The sequence below is a fragment of the Bradyrhizobium sp. LB13.1 genome (assembly GCF_054056815.1).
The window spans coordinates 6,100,266-6,118,088 of the sequence record NZ_JBSRYQ010000001.1; the positions used below are offsets into that span (position 1 = coordinate 6,100,266).

Sequence of the window (17,823 nt, forward strand, 5' to 3'; positions counted from 1 at the left end):
TGTCCGCCCTACTCTTCCGACATGCCGTAACCGGACATGCGCTGGCGGACCCGCTCGATCTCGGCGCTCGAAAGCAGCGGCGGCTCTCCGATCTGGAGGCAGCCGTGATATTGCCGCGCCAGTGTCTCCACCTCGACCGCGAGCCACATCGCCTTGTCCAGCGACTTGCCGACCGCGATCATACCGTGATGGTCGAGCAGACAGGCGAGCCGGTCCTCCAGCGCCCGCACCGCATGTTCCGACAGCTCGACCGTTCCGAAGGTGGCATAGGGCGCGCAGCGGATGCTGTCTCCGCCGGCGGCTGCGATCATGTAGTGCACGGGCGGGATCTCCATGCCCATGATCGCGAGGATGGTGCAATAGGTCGGATGAGCGTGGACGACGGCGTTGACGTCCTGCCGGGCCTTCAGGATGTCGAGGTGGAAGCGCCACTCGCTGGACGGCTTCTGACTGGGCGCATGTGAGCCGTCCATCGCCATGAAGACGATTTGGTCCGGCGTCATGGCGTCATAGGGCACGCTGGTCGGTGTGATCAGAAGCCCGTCCACATGGCGGACGCTGATATTGCCCGAGGTGCCCTGGTTGATGCCGAGCGCATTCATGCGGCGGCAGGCGCCGATGATGGCCTGTCTCTTGTCGAGCTCGTCCGCTGTCATCGAGATATCGAATTCCTGACGATGGGCGCTTGTTAGACGGGGAGTACGTCAAAGCAATGTGGCAGCGCAAGAGAAAGCAGACCGGATCGCCCGCGATCGCGCCGGCGCTCTCGCTGCATCGTGAAATACTCATGAAAATCAACGCGTTAACAGATTGTCACAGCCCTACGGCAAGCTCGCCCGGACGGCGGCGATCCCGTTGATCACGAACTGCACCGAATAGGCCGCGAGCAGCATGCCGAGCACCCGCGAAAGCACGGCGTTGCCGGTGCGCCCAAGGGTGCGCGCGATCATGTTCGCGGAGGCAAAGCAGAGCATGCAGATGAGGCAGACGCAGAGCACGACCGCGATGATGATCGCGAGCCTCGCCCCGTAACCGGCATCGCCCGAAAGCAGCAGCGTGGTCGCGATCGCGCCGGGACCGGCCATCATCGGGATCGCCAGCGGGAATACCGCGACATCCGAGGCATGCTCCGACGTCGCCTTGTCGGCCTCGCGGGCCTCGCGATGCGGACGGTCGCCGAAGATCATCTGGTAGGACACGCCGAACAGCAGCAGCCCGCCGGCGATCTGGAAGGCGGGGATGCCGATCCCGAGCTGGCGCAGGAGCCAGTTTCCGATCAGCGCGATCACCACCAGGATCGACGCCGCAATCAGCGGCGCGCGCAGCGCGATGGTGCGTTTGGTCTTGTCGGGCATGCCGCCGGTCGCGGCGAGGAAAGCCGGCGCAAGGCCCACGGGATCGACCACGAGCAACAGCGTCACGAAGGCCGACAGGGTGAAGTCGATCATGTCTCGGTGGGCTCCCTGGACGCAGGAACGATGGCTGGCGGACTGACTTAGCCCGGCAGAACCGCTTTGAAAATCACCGGAGATGCACAATGAGTGACAGTGGAATTGGAATGTTGCTGGGCCACCTCTCGGCCAATTTGCTCTGGCTCTGGTTCATCGGAGCCTTCCTGCTCGGTGCGGTTCTCGTCTATGGCGTGTCGAAATCGGGACGCCTGCGGCGCAGCGAGCGCGCACAGCTCGACCGCAACACCGAGGCGCGGCAGCGGCAGGAAGATCCTCGTAAGCGCCCGACCTGAACGATCGCCGTGAGCGCAGGTAGCAGTTTGGAACTTTCGTTCTCGCAAAGGTTTTGATCGCCTGAGGATTGAGGAAGGCGATGCCTTCCCGTGTCACCTCAAGAGGAGGATCTATGGCCAAACGAGCAAAGAAACGTACAACCAAGAAGACCGCGGCGCGGCGCCCGCGTCAGGCGCCGAAGATGTTGAGCGATCTGTTTCTGGAGACGCTGAAGGACATCTATTTCGCCGAGAACAAGATCATCAAGACCTTGCCCAAGATGGCCAAGGCCGCAAACTCGAAGCAGCTCGCGGCGGCCTTCAACAAGCATCTGCGCGAGACGCAGGGCCAGGTCAAACGTCTGGACCAGATCTTCAAGATGCTGGGCAAGCCGCCCCGCGGCAAGCCTTGCGAAGCGATCAACGGCATCACCGACGAAGGCGCCGAGATCATGAAGGAGTTCAAGAACGCTCCTGCGCTCGACGCCGGCCTGCTCGCAGCTGCGCAGGCGGTCGAGCACTATGAGATCTCCCGCTACGGCACCTTGCGCACCTGGGCCGAGGAGCTCGGCATGCACGACGCAGCAAGATTGCTGCAGGCGACGCTCGACGAGGAAGAGGCGACCGACCACGCCCTGACCGAGCTCGCCACTTCCGTGATCAACCTCGAAGCGGAAGAGGAATACCGCAAAGCGGCCTGAGCCGCTCACGCCTGACAACGCCACGCCGCGGCCCGGAAGGCCGCGGCGCTTGTCTTTTCGGATCGCACGATCCGCATGGCACGTCCGCGCCGCCGGGCTGGAATTCCCGGGAACCAGCCCCATATGCAGCATTCCCCACCGCCGAGCCTGCATCATGCAACCCAAAAATCCCCTCGACTGGATGCTGTCCGAAGCCCTGGACCAGCTGACCCGCGCCGAACGGCTGCGTCAGCAGTTCGGCCGCCAGGAGGCCTGCTGGGAGCCGCCGATCGACGTGCTCGAAACCGAGCATGAGCTGCTGATCCTGGTCGCGCTTCCCGGCGTCAATCCCGACAATGTCGAGACTGTCATCCATGACGGCGTGCTCGTCATCTCCGGCCAGCGCACCCTTCCGCCGGAGCTTCGCAACGCCCGCATCCACCGGCTCGAGCTGCCGCAGGGCCGCTTCGAGCGGCGCATCGTGCTTCCCGTTGGCCGCTACGCCATCAGCCGCTTCGTGATGGACGGCTGCGTCGCATTGCGCCTCGCCAAATCCTGAGGTCGATCATGGCCACCGAGCAAATGAATACCGCACAGACCAATCCGCAAAACACTTCCGACGTGAAGATTCCCGAAGACGCGCTGATCATCATCGCCGTGCGCGACATGGTGCTGTTTCCTGGCGCCATCGGGCCGATCGCGATCGCACGGCCGAAGTCGATCGCCGCCGCACAGCAGGCGCTGCGCGAGCAGCGGCCGATCGGCATCGTCCTGCAGCGCAGCCCCGAGACCGACGAGCCCGGGCCGGACGACCTCTACCGGGTCGCGACCATCGCCAACATCGTGCGCTACATCACCGCGCCCGACGGCACCCATCACATCGTCTGCCAGGGCGTGCAGCGCGCGCGCATCCTCGACTTCCTGCCGGGGACGCCGTTCCCGGCCGCGCGGATCCAGCAGATTCCGGAGCCGACTGCGAACTCGCCCGAGATCGAGGCGCGCGCGCTGAACCTGCAGCGCCTGGCCATCGAGGCCATCGAACTGCTGCCGCAGGCGCCGCCGGAGCTGGTCGCGATGTTCCAGAGCACCACCGCGCCCGGCGCACTGGCCGACCTGGCGACGTCGTTCATGGACATCAAGGCGCAGGACAAGCAGGAGGTTTTGGAGACCATCGACCTCGCTTTGCGTGTCGAGAAGGTGTCGAAGCATCTGGCCGAACGGCTGGAAGTGCTACGCATCAGCAACGAGATCGGCCAGCAGACCCGCGCCAGCTTCGACGAACGGCAGCGCGAGGCGATCCTGCGCGAGCAGATGGCGACCATCCAGCGCCAGCTCGGCGAAGGCGACGGCAAGGCGGCCGAGGTCGCCGAGCTGACCGCTGCCATCGCCAAGGCCAACATGCCGCCCGAGGCGGATGCTCATGCGAAGAAGGAGCTGCGGCGCTACGAGCGCATGCCGGAGGCCGCCGGCGAAGCCGGCATGGTCCGTACCTATTTGGACTGGCTGATCGAGCTGCCCTGGGCGCTGCCCGCGGAGAAGCCGATCGACATCAAGGAAGCGCGCCGCATCCTCGACGCTGATCACTTTGGCCTGGAGAAGATCAAGACCCGGATCATCGAATATCTGGCGGTGCGCAAGCTCGCGCCGCAAGGCAAGGCGCCGATCCTGTGCTTCGTCGGGCCGCCCGGCGTCGGCAAGACCTCGCTCGGCCAATCCATCGCACGCGCGATGGATCGCCCCTTCGTGCGCGTCAGCCTCGGCGGCGTGCATGACGAGGCCGAGATCCGCGGCCACCGGCGCACCTATATCGGCGCGCTGCCCGGCAACATCATCCAGGGCATCAAGAAGGCCGGCACGCGGAACTGCGTCATGATGCTGGACGAGATCGACAAGATGGGCCGCGGCGTGCAGGGCGATCCTTCGGCTGCGATGCTGGAGGTGCTCGACCCCGAGCAGAACGGGACGTTCCGGGACAATTACCTGGGCGTGCCCTTCGACCTGTCGCGCGTGGTCTTCATCGCGACCGCCAACATGCTGGACCAGATCCCGAGTCCGCTGCTGGACCGCATGGAGCTGATCAGCCTCGCCGGCTACACCCAGGAAGAGAAGCTGGAGATCGCGCGGCGCTATCTAGTGCGGCGGCAGCTCGAGGCGAACGGCCTGACCGCCGAGCAGGCCGAGATCGAGCCGGAGGCGCTGAAGCTGGTGGTCAAGGGCTACACCCGCGAGGCCGGCGTGCGTAATCTCGAGCGCGAGATCGGCAAACTGTTTCGGCACGCCGCGGTGCAGGTCGCCGAGGGCACGGCTGTAAAGGTCGTCGTGACGCCGAAGGACATCGGCACCGTGCTCGGCCAGCCGCGCTTCGAGGGCGAGATCGCGCAGCGCACCAGCATTCCAGGTGTGGCCACCGGCCTTGCCTGGACGCCGGTCGGCGGCGACATCCTGTTCATCGAGGCTTCGCGCGTATCGGGCCGGGGCGGGATGATCCTGACCGGCCAGCTCGGCGAGGTCATGCGCGAAAGCGTGCAGGCTGCGATGACGCTGGTGAAGAGCAAAGCCTCGCAGCTCGGCATCGATCCGCAGCTGTTCGAGAAGAGCGACATCCACGTTCACGTGCCCGCAGGCGCGACCCCGAAGGACGGGCCGAGCGCGGGCGTCGCGATGTTCACGGCGCTGACGTCACTGCTCACCAACCGCACGGTGCGCAGCGACACCGCCATGACCGGCGAGATCTCGCTGCGCGGCCTGGTGCTGCCGGTCGGCGGCATCAAGGAAAAGGTCGTGGCGGCCGCGGCTGCGGGCCTGAAGCGGGTGATGCTGCCGGCGCGCAATAAGCGGGACTACGACGACATCCCGCAGAGCGCGCGGGACAACCTCGAATTCATCTGGCTGGAGCGCGTCGACGAGGCCATCGCCGCGGCGCTTGAGCCGGCGGACGCCAAGGTCGAAGCGGCGGAGTGAATGCGATGAAGAAACTGCTGGAAAGAGCAAAGCGATCGCGGAAGACGCAGCGGCTGCGCCAGTTGCTCGATCGCGCCATCGACGGGGTTCGCGATGCGCTGACGACGCCAGGACCGCGGCTTCAGCCGGTCCCGGTCCGGGTGAAGCGCCGCAAGGGTTGAGCCCTCCGTCTCAAGTCCTCGCGGCAGCCCCAAACAAAAGGCCCCCTCGCTCAAGGGGGCCTTTGCGCTATTAGCCCACGGCGTCCTTGGCCGCCTTGACCGGGCGGGCGCGAACGATCTTCCGGGCCGGCTTGGCCTTGAACATCATCTCTTCACCCGTGAACGGGTTGGTGCCCTTGCGCGCCTTGGTGGCGGGCTTCTTGATGACCACGAATTTGGCGAAGCCCGGCACCAGGAACAGGCCGTTCTTCTTGAGCTCCTTGTGGCCGACTTCCGTCAGCGTCTCCATGACGCTCTTGACGTCGCGCTTGGAAAGCTCGGTGGTGGTCGCAATCTTTTCGATCAGCTGCGATTTGGACATTTGGGTTGGCATCGTGTCTCCTCTGATTCGTTGGCGGCTGCATATTAGACCAACCGGCGAAGGCCTATAGCCTTCTGCACAGTTTTGTCGCGGTTTTACGGGCTTTTTTGGCCCTCTGTGGCAAAAAACCCTGCATTTTAGCCACTTCCAGTGCGGAAGGAGCCTCGGGCAGCGGATTCTACCTTGTTTCAAAGGCCCGCACGCAGCCTTGCTAAAGCTGATTCGATGCTTTCGACAAGCGACGACCGGCCTCTTTGTGGAAGGCCGGTCGCGATTCACCCTAGAAAATAAGGCTAGACGCGCTCGATGATGACGGCCGGGGCCATACCGCCGGCCGCGCACATGGTGACGAGACCGCGCTTGAGGTCGCGCCGTTCGAGCTCGTCCAGCACGGTGCCGATCAGGATCGAGCCCGTGGCGCCGATGGGATGGCCGAGTGCGATCGAGCCGCCATTGACGTTCACTTTGGCACGGTCGAGCTTGAGGTCGCGGATGTATTTTTCCGCAACCACGGCAAAGGCCTCGTTGATCTCGAACAGGTCGATGTCGTCGATGGTCAGTCCCGCCTTCGCCAGCACCTTGCGCGTCGCCGGCACCGGCGCGTTCAGCATCAGGGTCGGCGAGTCCCCCATGTTGGCCATCGCAACCACACGGGCGCGCGGCTTGAGCCCATGCGCCTTCGCGTAAGCAGGCGACGCGAGAAGGATCGCGGCCGCGCCATCGACGACACCGGACGAGTTGCCGGCATGGTGCATGAAGTCGATCTCGAGGTCGGGGTACTTCTGCAGGATGAGACCGCGATACGTCGTGCCCTTGTCGTCGATCGCATAGTCAGCGATGGCGGGGAATGCCGGCTTGAGCGCGCTCAACCCTTCCATCGTGGTCTGCGGCCGCGGATATTCTTCATGATCGAGCGCGAGGCTGCCGTCCTCACGATGCACCGGAACGAGGCTCTTCCTGAAGTGGCCGTTCGCCATCGCATGTGCTGCGCGCTTCTGGCTTTCGAGCCCGAGTGCGTCGACGTCCCTCCGCGTGATGCCTTCCATGGTCGCGATCGCGTCGGCGCAGACGCCCTGATGCGACTGCGGATGCCGCGCACGCAGGCGCAGATTACCGCTATCCATCATCATCGGACCGCCGCCGCGACGTCCTTCCATCGACATCATCTCGCAACCGCCGGCAATGACGAGGTCTTCCGCACCCGCCATGATCGAGCTTGCGGCCATGTTGACGCTGGTGATGCCGGAGCCGCAGAAGCGGTCGAGCGTCACGGCGCTCGCGCGCACGTCGTAGCCGGCATCCAGCGCCGACATGCGGCCGAGATCGCCGCCTTGCGTTGCGACCTGCGCGCTGCAGCCCCAGATGATGTCGTCGACATCGGCGGTGTCGATCCCGGTGCGCTCGGCGAGCGCGCGCAGCACGGTTGCACCCAGCTGCTGCGGATGGATGCCCGAGAGCGCCCCCTTGCCGGCCTTGCCGACGCCGCGCGGGGTCCGGCAGGCATCGATGATGAGTGCGTCGGTCATTGGCGTTATCCTCTTTTTGAATGGTTAGAGGCGTTTTGAATCAGGGGGCGAAGCGAGTCAATGCGCGCTGGCGGAACCCCTCACCCCGCCCCCGTCAGCGCCAGCCAGGCTCGTCGCGCCCCCGCAAGAACGGGGCGAGGGAGAGCAATCACGCCCCCGCCGCGTTCTTCGCGATCACGTTGCGATAGAAACTGGCGCTGAGTTTCGGCGTACGGACCTGCGTGTCGAAATTGACGTGGTAGAGCCCAAAGCGCTTGTTGAGCCCGAACACCCATTCAAAGTTGTCCATCAGGCTCCAGAGGAAGTAGCCGCGCACCGGTACGCCTTCTGCGGTGGCGCGCTGAAGCTGGGCGAGATAGTTGCGCAAAAACATGATGCGGTCGGTGTCGTAGATCTTGCCGTCGGGCGTCACGACGTCTTCGCCGGAGGTGCCGTTCTCGCTGATATAGATCGCATCGGTCTTCCAGATTTTTGCAGCGAGCTTCGGCACCCAGTAGAGCGTCTCCGGGCCGACGCGCAGCCAGTCCGAATTCATGTGCGGGAACGATTTCGGGATCGGCAGCGGCATGAAGCCCGCGCCCTGGTCGGAGGCCACCACATAGTTCTGCGGCGCGTAGATGTTGAGGCCGAGGAAATCGACCGGCAAAGAGATGATCTTCAGCTCGGCATCGGTGTATTTCGGCGCATCACGGCCAGCGAATTTCAGGAAGGCGTCGGTGTACCGGCCCGTCATGATGACGTTGAGATAGCCGGCGTTCATCTCGCGCAGCGCGATCTCCGCGGCGCGGACGTTCTCGGGCGTGTCGATCGCGGGCGCGCAGGCATCGATGTTCTCGGCCGGCCCGACCCGGGTGCCGCGGCGGCCATGGGCGCGTACCGCCTGCACCGCGAGCCCATGCGCGAGCGCACTGTTGTGCCTGATCTGGTTGACCTCGGCTTGCGGCAGCGTCAGGCCCGGCGCATCGATGCCGATGCCGTATCCGAAATAGACGAAGCGGCCGCTCTCGTTCAGCGTGAACACGTTCTTGACGCGATCGGTGAGATGCTCGGCGACATAGGCCGCGTAATCACCGAAGATCTTGCAGGTCTCCGTCGAGCGCCAGCCGCCGAAACGATCCTGAAGCGATTGCGGCAGGTCCCAATGATAGAGCGTCAGCCACGGCTCGATGCCGCTTTTGAGAAGCTCATCGACCAGGCGATTGTAGAAGTCGAGCCCCTTCGGATTCGGCTGGCCGTCGCCGTCCGGAAACACCCGCGGCCAGGCCACCGAGAAGCGATAGGCCTTGCAGCCAAGCTCCTTGATGAGCGCGATGTCCTCCTTGTACCGGTGATAATGCTCGTTCGCGCGGTCGCCGGTAGAGCCGTCCTCGATCTTGCCGGGGATGCGGACGAACTTGTCCCAGATCGAGGGACCCCGCCCGTCCTCGTTGACCGCACCCTCGACCTGGTAGGACGAGGTCGCCGTGCCCCAGAGGAAGCCCGCGGGAAAGCCGTCCATGCCTCGCGGCGCCGGTGCCCGCTTGATCTCGGCGGCCTCCAGGGGATTTGCCAGCCCGGCTGCGGACAATCCCGCGATTTTCGCGAACTGGCGACGCGAGACCTTGTCCGACATTGATGTTGCTCCGGGGTGATGCTCTTGCCGCAGCACCATGGCGAATCGCGGGTCGTTCGAGAAGCGGGCGGGCCGAGGGCTGAGGATGCAGAATTGCCGGATGCGACAACGCGGTCTGAAAGACCACCGCGATCGTCGGCCGACCTACTGAGGCCTGACGAGCGCCCCCAAGTCCATCCACTCCTCGTCCGTGTACCGGAACGGGTAGGAGATGGCTGACGCCGAAACAGGGAAAACGGGCCAGGCGGTCGAGGTCAATTCGACCTCGGACAAACTTTCGACGACCAGGCTGTCTGTACTGCTCGTGAAGTTGGCCGTGGCGACAGAATTGCCGAAAACATCCTGTGCCCATGTTAATTCGCCAAGCGGCGTGAGGTGAATGACATTGGAAAGAAGCCTGAGATCGCGACTTTCGCGAGGGCGCAGCAAAAATCGATGGTGGTTCAGGCTGACTTGGCCTCCAAACCGGTACACGGTCTTGTGTGCCTTATGCCCAGAACCATCAAACCGCTCCCGCGCCGCCCATGTACGAACCCAGATGCCTGGACTGGCCTGCGGGTTAGCTCAGAGTTCCCAGCCCAATCCGGAAAGGAAGGGTCAGTTCCCTGTCAGGCGCGGGCCGTATGCTTGCAGAATGCCATAACCCCCTCAGAATTTACGACCAAAGTTGCCAAATGTGATGTATGGTGGAGCCATCGCCGCTCCGCTCCAGGCAATTGGCGGCGACTGAGAGTGCTTGCACTCCCGCCTTTTTGGGGAGGGCTGCTGTGGACCAGCTAGTGGGTGAGCCAGTTCGCAGCTTGAGGCCGCAGCGTCGGAGCAAACCAATCTAGAGAGCCTGATCAACTGCCTGCACGAGTCAAAGAGGAGAACGACCGGCTCACGGCGCGGATAAACGCTGGAGACTGTGGTAACCCCTTCCGCTTGACTAAGCGCCTGTCCTGACAGGACACAACGACTGCCCCCACGTGAGAGCAACTGTGAATTTCGAGGTAGATATATGTCGTATGCCTACAAGCTAAATGAAGACGTTCGCCATCAGCCCCAAGGTCCACAAGGACGTGCCGCAACTGATGAGCCGATGATTTACACCATCGTCCAGCATATGCCCATCGAGGCCGATGGACGTCTCCGATACCGCATCAAGTGCAAGTCGGAGAAGATTGAGCGAGTCGTTACGGAAGATCAGCTTTCATATTCGCAGTGATCTGCCGATGACGGAGCGCGTCGGACAAAATCGCAGGACTGCCCCTGAGTATCGGGAACGCGTCAGACAGCCTGCTGAGTGACCTGCTCTTGCAGTCGCCGAGCATGGTGGAGGGCGATCGTGTCTTCCGGAAAGTCGATCAAGAAAGCGGAGAGTTGAAACGAGGCGCTTTCGATAGCTTTCTGCTCTATTGATCGAAAAACGTCTTCCCAGCGCCGGCACATCGCGACCTCCTCCGGAAGAGCGTCCGGAAGTTCCGCGCGAAGTTCGCTGATGTCTACGGCGTCCGCGAAGCCTTTCGGGCTAATACGGTCGACGCTGCGAAACAGGAAGCGATCGGCGACACGCGCGCGGACGGCGGAGCTCACCAGGATTTGCGTGCCATAGTTCTTGTTGAGACCTTCCAGCCGCGAGCCAAGATTCACGGTCGCGCCGAGCGCGGTATAGTTCATTCGATCGTTGGAGCCGATATTTCCTACCACGGCGTCACCGACGTGAAGGCCAAAGCGGGTATGGTAGGGCGGCCACCCCTCTGCTGCGAACGCCCTGTTCAGCTCCTGATTGGCCTGGATGCAGGCCAACACGGCGCGGCAGGCGCCTGCCGTATGATCCGGATCCTCTGCCGGCGCGTTCCCAGAATCCCATCAGGCCGTCACCGATGAACTTGTCGATGGTGCCGCGGTGACGCATGATCTCCTCGGAAAGGGCGGCGAAATAGCGCGACGTGTAAATCATCACTTGAGACGGGTCGGCCATCTCGGTTTTGGCCGTGAAGTCGGCCACGTCAGTGAACAGCACCGTAATTTCGCGCCGCGATCCGCCTAGTTCGAGCGAGGCCTCGGTCTCGACCAATTGTCGCACGATCTGCTTCGGGACGTAGCTCGAAAAGCTCCGGACGACGCTGCGCATGGTGAAAACCGAGCGGCCGAGCTCGTCGATCTCAACGATGCTGGAGCGAACGCGCGGACGATCGGCGATCTTGAATCGCTGGATCTCGTCGGTCTGGTCGGCGAGCTTGCGCAAGGGGCGCGCGATCAGAGAGCCGAGCCAGAACGCAAACGGCAAGGTCGCACCGACGAAAGCGAGCGCCAGCGCAAACAGAGAGCGTCGCTCGGAGAGAATCTGGCCGTAGAACTCGTCGAGAGGCGCGACCTCCGCCAGCCTGACGTCGGCGTCTCCCGTCGACTGCACGCGATGGAAACCGGCCAGGTAGGTTCGCCCGGCCTTGTCGACGAAGATCTGCTGTGAGGAACCTCCTCGCCGCCAGGCCTTGATTGCGGGCATCAGGCCGGGCACGTCCAGCGCTGCCAAAGTCGGAAGCTCCTGGCCCGCGCCCATCAGGCGCCTCATCTCCGGATGTCCGACGACCCGATTGGAATCATCGAACAGGAACGCAAGACCGGACTTGCCCAGCTTCTGTTGCGCCAGCATGTCCTCGAACGTGTTGAGAAGAATGTCGCCGGCGACGGCTCCGGAACGCCCTGCCCCGAGAGGCACCCGTAGCGTGTAACCGGGCTCGCCGGTCGCAAAGAACACGTAGGGGCCGGTCAGAAGCGTCTTGTCCACCTTGAACGCCTCGACATACCACGGGCGCTGTCTGGGGTCGTAGTCGGTTGGCTCAGTCCTTGTGCTCACCGCATCCAGCGTCTCGGACAAATAGATCGTCGAAAAATTGATCCGACCGCTGCGCTGTATCACCACCAGGCGGAAGGCGGCCTCGTCCGCGACTTTCAAGCTCGCCCTGAAGGCCGGCGAGGCGCGATCGATGACGTCCATTTCGAGGAACGATCCGTCATCATAGCCGACATAGAGATTGAATAGCTGCGGATTGTTGCGCAGCATGGAGGCCAGCACGGCATAAAGGCGCGGGTTGTCGACGATGTCCGCCGAACGGATCGACGGAAGCCCGGTGAGTATCCTCAGATTGTCACGCACGTTGGTGAACTGCTCGTCGACGTGATCGGCGCCGAGCTGGGCGACCTTCTCGATGAAGCCAGTCGCGGCGTTGTAAGTGATCCTCGTCACCCGTTCGAAGCTGAGCCAGACAAGAGATAGTCCGACTGCGAGCACGACTCCGACGAATACGGCAATAATCGAGGTCCGGAAGCCGACCCGGAAGCGACGGGCGTTAGGCGGTTTTTCGCCTGCCATCGGAGCTACCTTCGCTCTCAATATTGCGGGCCAGAGGCTTCGCCGAAGCGGAGGGTGCCTCCGGAGCGATCGAGAAGGTCGCCCAGCTGCTCCACACTTGCGGGCGATTCTCGGTCCCGATATCCTCGTAAGCCTTGAGATCGCGCCGTTTCCATTTTCTGCCCGCTTCTATTTCTCGTTGTATTTCAACGATAAGGTAAAATCGCCCTCCTGTGACGTCCAGTTTGTGCCAAATGTTCGAAAAGCAGCGATTGCCGGAAAACGCGGAAAATTTTTGGCGATGTTGATCCAAATCAAACTGCGGCGCGACGCATCGCCGCGCCGTTCGAAACATGCCCGAGTTGCAAAGCGTGCCTCAATAGCGACGCCGGATAATGCAATATAGTCGCCGACGGCGCGGTTTGAATCGAGCGGGATCTGACAATGGCAGGATTTGCCTTGCTGCAGACGCATGAGATCAAAGGGTTCGAGGAATTCAGAGAAGTCGTTGCTGGCGCGCCTCGCGAGGTGGTCCAGATTCAAAAAGGAATGCTCTCCGGCCGCCTCTCGCACGCATTGATCGACGGTCTGCGCATTGACACCGCCAGCTTCAATCTTGGTCTCAGAACGAAGGGTGTTTCCGGCGCGGATGGCGTCGTCATCGGCATGCTCGCGGACAGCACCGATCGTGTGACGCGCTTCTCTTACGAATCCTGCCCGGGAGACGTTTTGGTCACGCCGCCCGGTACTGAGCATGAGAACCGTTATTATGGCGGCAGCAAAGTCATCATTGCCTCGATACGATCCGAAGACATCAGTTCGTCGTTTGCCTGCGAAGGTGAGCTGAGCGATCCCGCGGCGTGGCGAAGAAGCCATTACAAGGGAAATGCCCACACGGTTCAGAGTGTCGTCCCTCGCCTGCAGTCCCTGGTGGCAAGGCTCGGCAACGCCCCACTGACGGCCGAATCCGCCGATTTCTGGAAGCGCGCGGTCATCGAAGCGATGAGTGCCAACATCGTCCAAGGCCGGTCGTCGGAACGTGACGGTCCGCGGCCGTCTGCGTTGAAGATCGTACGGCAGGTCGAGGAGTATCTCGACGAGGCCGGCCCGGGGCCGGTTCATATCTCCAAAATTTGCAGCTACATGCATCTGCCGCGGCGTACGCTGCATCGCGCCTTTCAGGAGGCACTCGGTATCGGCCCGATCGCCTTTCTCAAGCACCGGCGGCTTTGTTCGGTCCACGCGGCTCTCCGCCTGCCAAGGGATAGCAGGACGATCTCGGACATTGCCCTGCACTATGGCTTCCAGAGTCTCGGCCGATTCTCCGGCCACTATCATCGAATGTTCGGCGAATATCCCTCCGAGACGAGGCGTGCGCTTCGAACCCCACATCAAAACGGCAGCCCCGGAATAGAAAGCCCGCAGCCTTAGCGGGCTGGGGCTCAATGCGATCAGCGCGAACGCTTCGGCAACTTCGGGAGCTTGTCGGGATTGAACGCCGGTAGCTTGCCCGGTTCGTTCACGTGCGGGCGGCTGCTGTTCCGTAAGAATGAGCGTGCCCTGGAGGATCATTCCCGGCACCTGTGCTGCCGTCGCCGTGTAGGTCCCGACCTTGCCGGGGCAGTTTCCTTCAATGTCCAGCGTGAGCTCATCGTCGACGCCGAAGACCGTTGCACGTCCGTCGGTATGGCGCTTCGTCGACACCGTGGCGGTGAAGCGATCTCCATCGACCTTGCAGGAGCCGTGATATGTCATCAGGCTGTCGCAGCCCCAGATTTGTCCGTCTGCGACATGAACGATCCCCGTCCCCTGGTCGAGCGGCGTCTTGTACCACGCCGAATAGGTGCCGTCCTTCAGCATGGGAGCAGTCTCCCTTGGCAGTTTCCCTTGGTAGTCCTCCTGAATAATCCGCATGATTAGCGCTAACAAAGCGTTAATCGCGCGGCCCGTGCCAATCCGGGGTATCCCTGCGCAGCTCGGCTTCCAGGTCTTCGATGATGCTGTGAAGCAGGCAGGCGGCAAGCGGATCGGTCACTTCGCGCTCCAAACGCCTGTAACGCGCGATCTGGAATTCCAGCTCTCTCAACTGGTGCTCTGTCATCGGAACGGGCCCTCCGACAAACCGACTCAGAGACAGCCGAACAGTTTCGCTAAAGTTTTCCGATCATTTGCCATGGTTTCCGAGCGGTTAAGGTCGAGGCCGCGCCGACTTTGGCTTGGAAAAGTGGAGTTGGCCGCCGTCTCGGACGTCACGGCACGTCGCCGCTGCGACTTCCACCGATGCTGTGCGGCTTGTTGAGGAAGAACTCCCGGTTACCGAGAGCCGCTTCCGCGTACTGATCGATCGCGACCTGGATGGCCTCGATGTGCATGCGGCACCAGCCTTCGAAGCAAGACAGGCGGCGCGCCTGATCGAGAGCCTTCAGGAACTCCGGCGGCTCCTGCATGTCGGAGAAGTAGCTCGGCCTCTGTCCTTTCATGCCCGTGCCGCCTCGCGCGGCGGAACGAGACGACGCCTCTCAAGACGGAGGCGCAGCGCCATCGGCCTTCGGCGGGGAATGAAGAGGCTGGCGACGACGATCGGGTCGGTGTCACCGAGAGCGGTCCGCTCCTGGACCAGCCCGCTCATCACCGTGCGCATCTTCATGACTTCTCCGGCGACGAAGGCGCAATCTTCGTCCCTGTTGATTTGCTCGTGCATGATCGCTTCAGCCTCACGCATGCTGACACGTAATGCCCTGATTATTCTGCGGATTTCATTGATGCGGTTGTCCATGGCTCGCTCCCTTGGCTGGACGACCAGCATAAGAACAAAACATGAACATTGAGTCAATCGGCCTGAGGTAGAACAGAGCCGGGGTGACACGCCGCTCGGGGCGGCGAAAACCCCGGCCTCCTCGTCACGCACAAGCCCTGAGCGTCCTGAGCCAGGGATCAGAACGTAACCCGCATCCCCGCATAGAACGCACGCGGCCGTGCCGGGCTGAGCGAGCGCGGGTCGGTGAACTCGGCGCCGCCATTGGTGAAGTTGGGCAGTGCTTCCCTGTCGAAGAAGGTGCCGAGCGTCGAGTAGCGATTGTCGAAAATGTTGGCTACGCGGCCATAGATCTGGAGATTCTTGGTAACTTGGTAGGAGGTGTTGAGATTGAACACGGCGTAAGACGGCAGCTTCGGAAACTGGTTGGACTCGTCGCCGACGAAATACTGGCTCGAGACGAAGAGCGCGTCACCCCCGACCTTCCAGACATCGGTCACGGAATATTCGACGCTGGCCTTGAGGAGATGGTGCGGCAGGCGCGGAATCTGGTTACCCGGCAGAACCTGGATGTTGCCGTCGCCGTCGGCAAACGGGCTCTCCGAGCCAAGCTGCAGCGCATCGAGAAAGCGTGCATCGAGGAACGCATAGCTCGCCTGGAACTGAAGCACGTTCGACTTCAGGCTCACCTCGGCTTCGATACCCTGCCTGCGTGTCCGGCCGACGTTCTGGAAGAAGCCAAAGCCCGTCACCCCCGGAACTGGGGTCGCAAGGATGTCGTCGTAGTTGGTCGCGCGGTAGGCACCGATTTTCCAACCGAGCGATCCGATGTTCAATTCCTTTGTGCCGCGGAAACCCGCTTCGAACGTCTTGGATACGACTTGCTGAAGTGGGGGATCAGCGATCAGGAACTGCCCGATGATACACGGCCTTGCCGGATCGGCGCAGCCGAGTTCGAGTGGCGTCGGCACCCGGTTGGCTTCGGAATAGCCTGCATAGGCGGTCACTTCGGACGTGATCTTGTAGGTTCCGCCGATGATCGGATTGAACCGATCATAGTTGTGATCGCCATTGAGCGCGGTGCCAAGCTGGTCCATCAGCGAGATATGGGCCGCATTGAACCGCCCGCCTGCCGTGACCGCAAACCGATCGTCCACATTGAAGGTGTCGAGCGCATAGAGTCCCTGGTATTGGTTGACGGTGCGAAGCGACACGGGGCCGACCGATGTCGGGGCGCCGGACGGACCCAGGAATATCCCGCTGCCGGTGACGACATAGTTCGTGCCTGTCGTTCCCAAGTCGGCGCTACCGGTGAAGCGCGTGCTGCTGACATCATAACTTGCGCCGATCACGAGGCGGTTCTCATGACCGAACAGCTGATCGCTGTTGGTCGCCTGCCCGGATACGCCAAATGTGGTCGATCTCGTGCTGGTGCGATCGACCTCGCTGAGTACGGCGCCCGGCGCAAAGGGATTGGCGAGCTGAACGCCATTCAAGCCAAAAGCCGGGACCGTATCATCGCCAAAGCACAGGAGGGTTGGATCAGCACAAGGCTGGGCGTCGGTGGGGTTTCCGTCCACAGTGTTCTGTTTGAAGCCCCGCAAATGCGCCGTGCCCTCAAAGGTCCAGGTCGGCGTCGCCTCCACCTTGGCGGTCAGGTTGAGATAGCCGACCTTGTTGGAAATGGTCTGCGGCGTTGTATAGGTCGCGCCCCAATATTGCTGGAGCAATTCGGCCGGAACGGTGCTGGGTCCCGCCAGGGAATTGTTGGCGACGCCCATGTTGAGGTGAAATTCGTTGCCTTCAAAGCGATAGCCGACATCGCCATAGAAGCGCCGGACGTCCGATGACGAGAAATTACGGAAGCCGGTGTCATGGATGCCTTCGAGTGCTCCGTAGACTGCCCAGTTGTTGTCGACCTGCTTGCCCCATTGTGCAGAGCCCTGGATGCGGCCGAACGAGCCGCCCATGACGTCGATCTCGGCACCTTGATAGTTGAAGCCGTTCTTCATCTGCAGATCGATGGCGCCGCCGAGCGCATTGAGGCCGAACGCGGGGTTGTTGGTCACGACCAGCGCCGACCGGATCGCAACCGTCGGGATCAGATCCCAATTGACCGTATCGGAAAACGCCTCGTTGATGCGCACGCCGTTCTGGTAGACGGCGAGGCCCTGCGGCGTGCCGGCCAGAGGTGAAGCGACGAAGCCGCGAAACTGCACATCGGGCTGGAATGGATTACCGGTCACTTCGTTGATGCTGACACCAGGCACATACTGCTGCAGGGCGTCGGCGATATTCGGCGAGCGGGTGCGCCTGATCTGGTTTGCATCGACCGCGTTGATGCTGGCTGGAATCTTGTCGACTTCGATGCTGCCGCCGGCTCCGGGCGACGTCGGGTAGACGTAAATGCGGGTCCTGGGGCTGGCGGATGACGGCGCCCCGATGCGCGCGACCGGGCGTGGTGGCGCACTTCGCCTCACAGTCGGCGGCGGTGGCGCCGTGATCTCGACCGCGGGCAGGTTCTGGACGTTGGTCTCCTCGTCCTGCGCAGCACCCGCAGGAATCGCGAAAACCAGCCCCGACATCAACCCCGTCGACACCGAGGCCATCCACAAACGACGCTTGCTACTCAGCTTGCCCATCCCTGCCGTCCCATCCGTGACCACCGGCTGTTTTGATTTTCGCCGTTTGGTGGAGACGAGTGTAA

20 protein-coding genes and 1 pseudogene are annotated in these 17,823 nt (G+C 62.5%); 7 read left to right on the plus strand and 14 right to left on the minus strand.

Going from position 1 to position 17,823, the window contains the following annotated elements:
* Positions 1-8: 8 nt before the first annotated feature.
* Together ACVWYI_RS29615 and ACVWYI_RS29620 are read right to left on the minus strand one after the other, a co-directional pair.
* Complete coding sequence (locus tag ACVWYI_RS29615) at positions 9-656, minus strand: L-fuculose-phosphate aldolase (RefSeq protein ID WP_456649105.1); 648 nt, start codon at positions 654-656, stop codon at positions 9-11.
* Positions 657-821: 165 nt separating this feature from the next.
* On the minus strand, positions 822-1,448 hold the full coding sequence (locus ACVWYI_RS29620; RefSeq protein ID WP_354045214.1) for a MarC family protein: 627 nt from the start codon (positions 1,446-1,448) through the stop codon (positions 822-824).
* Positions 1,449-1,537: 89 nt separating this feature from the next.
* Between ACVWYI_RS29620 and ACVWYI_RS29625 the strand changes: the two genes are divergently transcribed.
* The 5 genes from ACVWYI_RS29625 (at position 1,538) to ACVWYI_RS29645 (ending at position 5,525) form a co-directional block, all read left to right on the plus strand.
* Positions 1,538-1,744, plus strand: a complete 207-nt coding sequence (locus ACVWYI_RS29625) for a hypothetical protein (RefSeq protein ID WP_456663910.1) — start codon at positions 1,538-1,540, stop codon at positions 1,742-1,744.
* A gap of 113 nt (positions 1,745-1,857) precedes the next feature.
* Entirely contained in the window at positions 1,858-2,424 is a 567-nt protein-coding gene (locus ACVWYI_RS29630; RefSeq protein WP_456663911.1) for a YciE/YciF ferroxidase family protein, read from the plus strand.
* Between the two features lie 154 nt (positions 2,425-2,578).
* The gene (locus ACVWYI_RS29635; RefSeq protein WP_247443884.1) at positions 2,579-2,962 is read left to right on the plus strand and encodes an Hsp20/alpha crystallin family protein; all 384 of its coding nucleotides are present in this window, start codon (positions 2,579-2,581) and stop codon (positions 2,960-2,962) included.
* A gap of 8 nt (positions 2,963-2,970) precedes the next feature.
* Positions 2,971-5,364 carry an endopeptidase La gene (lon, locus tag ACVWYI_RS29640; protein WP_456663912.1) on the plus strand — a complete coding sequence of 798 codons (2,394 nt, stop codon included), beginning with the start codon at positions 2,971-2,973 and terminating at the stop codon, positions 5,362-5,364.
* Between the two features lie 5 nt (positions 5,365-5,369).
* Positions 5,370-5,525 carry a hypothetical protein gene (locus ACVWYI_RS29645; RefSeq protein ID WP_456663913.1) on the plus strand — a complete coding sequence of 52 codons (156 nt, stop codon included), beginning with the start codon at positions 5,370-5,372 and terminating at the stop codon, positions 5,523-5,525.
* A 70-nt stretch (positions 5,526-5,595) separates the two neighbouring features.
* Here ACVWYI_RS29645 and ACVWYI_RS29650 read toward each other — a convergent pair whose 3' ends face one another.
* From ACVWYI_RS29650 to ACVWYI_RS29665, 4 genes are all read right to left on the minus strand, one after another.
* Positions 5,596-5,898 (minus strand): HU family DNA-binding protein, encoded by a 303-nt coding sequence (locus ACVWYI_RS29650; RefSeq protein WP_247349545.1) that lies wholly within the window; start codon positions 5,896-5,898, stop codon positions 5,596-5,598.
* Positions 5,899-6,179: 281 nt separating this feature from the next.
* Positions 6,180-7,412, minus strand: a complete 1,233-nt coding sequence (locus ACVWYI_RS29655; RefSeq protein WP_456663914.1) for an acetyl-CoA C-acetyltransferase — start codon at positions 7,410-7,412, stop codon at positions 6,180-6,182.
* A gap of 148 nt (positions 7,413-7,560) precedes the next feature.
* The gene (locus tag ACVWYI_RS29660) at positions 7,561-9,024 is read right to left on the minus strand and encodes a GH1 family beta-glucosidase (protein ID WP_456663915.1); all 1,464 of its coding nucleotides are present in this window, start codon (positions 9,022-9,024) and stop codon (positions 7,561-7,563) included.
* 144 nt (positions 9,025-9,168) lie between these two features.
* Entirely contained in the window at positions 9,169-9,498 is a 330-nt protein-coding gene (locus ACVWYI_RS29665; RefSeq protein WP_456663916.1) for a transglutaminase N-terminal domain-containing protein, read from the minus strand.
* Positions 9,499-10,024: 526 nt separating this feature from the next.
* Between ACVWYI_RS29665 and ACVWYI_RS29670 the strand changes: the two genes are divergently transcribed.
* On the plus strand, positions 10,025-10,231 hold the full coding sequence (locus ACVWYI_RS29670; RefSeq protein ID WP_247443889.1) for a hypothetical protein: 207 nt from the start codon (positions 10,025-10,027) through the stop codon (positions 10,229-10,231).
* A 62-nt stretch (positions 10,232-10,293) separates the two neighbouring features.
* On the opposite strand, the gene ACVWYI_RS29675 is transcribed toward ACVWYI_RS29670, so the two are convergent.
* The 3 genes from ACVWYI_RS29675 to ACVWYI_RS29685 all read right to left on the minus strand — a co-directional run bounded on the left by ACVWYI_RS29675 (position 10,294) and on the right by ACVWYI_RS29685 (position 12,835).
* Positions 10,294-10,815, minus strand: coding sequence for an adenylate/guanylate cyclase domain-containing protein (locus tag ACVWYI_RS29675; RefSeq protein WP_456663917.1), 522 nt, complete (start codon positions 10,813-10,815; stop codon positions 10,294-10,296).
* A complete protein-coding gene (locus ACVWYI_RS29680; RefSeq protein WP_456663918.1) occupies positions 10,718-12,382 on the minus strand; it encodes a cache domain-containing protein in 1,665 nt (554 codons plus the stop codon). The genes ACVWYI_RS29675 and ACVWYI_RS29680 overlap by 98 nt, the downstream gene beginning before the upstream one ends.
* 168 nt (positions 12,383-12,550) lie before the next feature.
* Entirely contained in the window at positions 12,551-12,835 is a 285-nt protein-coding gene (locus ACVWYI_RS29685) for a hypothetical protein (protein ID WP_247349551.1), read from the minus strand.
* A 669-nt stretch (positions 12,836-13,504) separates the two neighbouring features.
* Between ACVWYI_RS29685 and ACVWYI_RS29690 the strand changes: the two genes are divergently transcribed.
* On the plus strand, positions 13,505-13,792 hold the full coding sequence (locus ACVWYI_RS29690; protein WP_456664588.1) for a helix-turn-helix domain-containing protein: 288 nt from the start codon (positions 13,505-13,507) through the stop codon (positions 13,790-13,792).
* Between the two features lie 20 nt (positions 13,793-13,812).
* Here ACVWYI_RS29690 and ACVWYI_RS29695 read toward each other — a convergent pair.
* The 5 genes and pseudogenes from ACVWYI_RS29695 to ACVWYI_RS29715 all read right to left on the minus strand — a co-directional run bounded on the left by ACVWYI_RS29695 (position 13,813) and on the right by ACVWYI_RS29715 (position 17,758).
* Positions 13,813-14,221: pseudogene (locus ACVWYI_RS29695) on the minus strand (hypothetical protein).
* 73 nt (positions 14,222-14,294) lie between these two features.
* Positions 14,295-14,462 (minus strand): hypothetical protein, encoded by a 168-nt coding sequence (locus ACVWYI_RS29700; protein ID WP_354106331.1) that lies wholly within the window; start codon positions 14,460-14,462, stop codon positions 14,295-14,297.
* 148 nt (positions 14,463-14,610) lie between these two features.
* On the minus strand, positions 14,611-14,841 hold the full coding sequence (locus ACVWYI_RS29705; RefSeq protein WP_247349555.1) for a hypothetical protein: 231 nt from the start codon (positions 14,839-14,841) through the stop codon (positions 14,611-14,613).
* Complete coding sequence (locus tag ACVWYI_RS29710) at positions 14,838-15,137, minus strand: hypothetical protein (protein ID WP_456663919.1); 300 nt, start codon at positions 15,135-15,137, stop codon at positions 14,838-14,840. The genes ACVWYI_RS29705 and ACVWYI_RS29710 overlap by 4 nt, the downstream gene beginning before the upstream one ends.
* A gap of 158 nt (positions 15,138-15,295) precedes the next feature.
* Complete coding sequence (locus ACVWYI_RS29715) at positions 15,296-17,758, minus strand: TonB-dependent receptor (RefSeq protein WP_456663920.1); 2,463 nt, start codon at positions 17,756-17,758, stop codon at positions 15,296-15,298.
* Positions 17,759-17,823 lie beyond the last annotated feature (65 nt).

Coding starts and splice junctions, on each gene's coding strand:
- ACVWYI_RS29615 (WP_456649105.1), bottom strand. CDS start 656: ATGACAGCGGACGAGCTCGACAAGAGACAGGCCATCATCGGCGCCTGC.
- ACVWYI_RS29620 (WP_354045214.1), bottom strand. CDS start 1,448: ATGATCGACTTCACCCTGTCGGCCTTCGTGACGCTGTTGCTCGTGGTC.
- ACVWYI_RS29625 (WP_456663910.1), top strand. CDS start 1,538: ATGAGTGACAGTGGAATTGGAATGTTGCTGGGCCACCTCTCGGCCAAT.
- ACVWYI_RS29630 (WP_456663911.1), top strand. CDS start 1,858: ATGGCCAAACGAGCAAAGAAACGTACAACCAAGAAGACCGCGGCGCGG.
- ACVWYI_RS29635 (WP_247443884.1), top strand. CDS start 2,579: ATGCAACCCAAAAATCCCCTCGACTGGATGCTGTCCGAAGCCCTGGAC.
- lon (WP_456663912.1), top strand. CDS start 2,971: ATGGCCACCGAGCAAATGAATACCGCACAGACCAATCCGCAAAACACT.
- ACVWYI_RS29645 (WP_456663913.1), top strand. CDS start 5,370: ATGAAGAAACTGCTGGAAAGAGCAAAGCGATCGCGGAAGACGCAGCGG.
- ACVWYI_RS29650 (WP_247349545.1), bottom strand. CDS start 5,898: ATGCCAACCCAAATGTCCAAATCGCAGCTGATCGAAAAGATTGCGACC.
- ACVWYI_RS29655 (WP_456663914.1), bottom strand. CDS start 7,412: ATGACCGACGCACTCATCATCGATGCCTGCCGGACCCCGCGCGGCGTC.
- ACVWYI_RS29660 (WP_456663915.1), bottom strand. CDS start 9,024: ATGTCGGACAAGGTCTCGCGTCGCCAGTTCGCGAAAATCGCGGGATTG.
- ACVWYI_RS29670 (WP_247443889.1), top strand. CDS start 10,025: ATGTCGTATGCCTACAAGCTAAATGAAGACGTTCGCCATCAGCCCCAA.
- ACVWYI_RS29680 (WP_456663918.1), bottom strand. CDS start 12,382: ATGGCAGGCGAAAAACCGCCTAACGCCCGTCGCTTCCGGGTCGGCTTC.
- ACVWYI_RS29685 (WP_247349551.1), bottom strand. CDS start 12,835: ATGCGTCTGCAGCAAGGCAAATCCTGCCATTGTCAGATCCCGCTCGAT.
- ACVWYI_RS29690 (WP_456664588.1), top strand. CDS start 13,505: ATGCATCTGCCGCGGCGTACGCTGCATCGCGCCTTTCAGGAGGCACTC.
- ACVWYI_RS29700 (WP_354106331.1), bottom strand. CDS start 14,462: ATGACAGAGCACCAGTTGAGAGAGCTGGAATTCCAGATCGCGCGTTAC.
- ACVWYI_RS29705 (WP_247349555.1), bottom strand. CDS start 14,841: ATGAAAGGACAGAGGCCGAGCTACTTCTCCGACATGCAGGAGCCGCCG.
- ACVWYI_RS29710 (WP_456663919.1), bottom strand. CDS start 15,137: ATGGACAACCGCATCAATGAAATCCGCAGAATAATCAGGGCATTACGT.
- ACVWYI_RS29715 (WP_456663920.1), bottom strand. CDS start 17,758: ATGGGCAAGCTGAGTAGCAAGCGTCGTTTGTGGATGGCCTCGGTGTCG.